This is a genomic window from Paenibacillus sp. P4_A9 (assembly GCF_056402415.1).
The window spans coordinates 1-1,228 of sequence record NZ_JBFUHL010000212.1 but is presented as its reverse complement, the minus strand read 5'-3'; the positions used below and the strand labels follow the sequence as shown (position 1 = coordinate 1,228).

Genomic DNA, 1,228 nt, shown 5'->3' with positions numbered 1-1,228 from the left:
TTCATATAGTCCGCAGGAATTAACTGCTTGCCGTCAAATCCCCCCTCCTGCATGCAAGTTAATGCAAATTTCGCAAGATCTCGTGAGGTACAAAAAATGGCTGAACCCCCGTTAGAGACCCCTAATGGGGTCTTTAAACAATACGCATCTTCCGAAAAACCGATGGGCGTAAGTACACGTGGATGCATGTATTCAAGCAATGACGTCCCGCTTACTTTCTCTACAATAGCGGTAAGCGTAACTGTCGCGGATGTATCGTACGAAAAAACGGTGCCTGGCAGATGAGTTGGCGGAACCGTAAAAAATGTCCTCACCCAGTCATCATCATTAACTTGCTTGAAAGTGGTCTTTTCATGGGCTGATGCCATCATCAGCAGATCGCGAATCGTCATCTTTTCTATATAAGGATGTACGCCACTAGAGGGAAGTTTTTCAGGGAAAAATGTAGTAACACGATCATCCAGAGACAGCAGTACTTCTCCTTCCATTAAACCGATTGCAACAGAAACAAAGCTCTTACTGGCAGAATACATACGATGTTTTTTGTCAGCGCTAAAAGGTTTCCAGTAACCTTCCGCTACTACTTTTCCCGAACGCAATATGATAATGCTGTGCATACACAACTGGTTAGCTTCTAGGCTTTTTATTAAATTAAGTATGGACGATGATGGAATACCCACCTCTTCCGGGATACCAGTCGGCAATGCATTCTTTTCTGCCATTTCTTACACACCTTTCTTATCCGATTCTATCTTTAGAACAACAAAATATTCCCCCTGATACTGATAGGCAGGGGGAATTTTTGCTGTAAGCTAACTTACTTGGTTACATTGACAATCATCGTATCACTAGACGTGGCACCCGCATAGTTGACAAGCTCAGCACGATACGCATAGGTGCCCTTTACCTTATTGGCTGCAACATTCAAAGCAGATTGGGCAGTCGGGTTGTTATTTGTCAATGCTTGTGTATAGATGAGAGTCCCATTCTCATATAAATTATATGTTGTTCCATTGACTCCCCACCACATGTTCATGTTGATGTTGAAGTTTCCGTCACCATCCCAGTTATCGTTGGATAAAACCGGTTTGGCTGGCGCAGCTTGCGTTACGTTTACAGTGTACACACTGCTCTTCGTTGTCCCATACGCATTGGTAAGCTCAGCGTAGTAACGATAAATGCCATTTGGCTTATAAGTAATTGAAGTAACGGTTGATTGGGCATACGG

Annotated in this window: 2 protein-coding genes; both read right to left on the bottom strand. The window is 43.4% G+C overall.

Features of this window, described 5'->3' with window-relative positions:
• Positions 1 to 722, bottom strand: a 722-nt coding sequence (locus tag AC1DVJ_RS31030) for a serine hydrolase domain-containing protein (RefSeq protein ID WP_477596793.1), incomplete at its 3' end; no start/stop codon positions are given.
• A gap of 95 nt (positions 723 to 817) precedes the next feature.
• On the bottom strand, positions 818 to 1,228 hold a 411-nt coding region (locus AC1DVJ_RS31025), incomplete at its 5' end, for an early set domain-containing protein (RefSeq protein WP_477596792.1).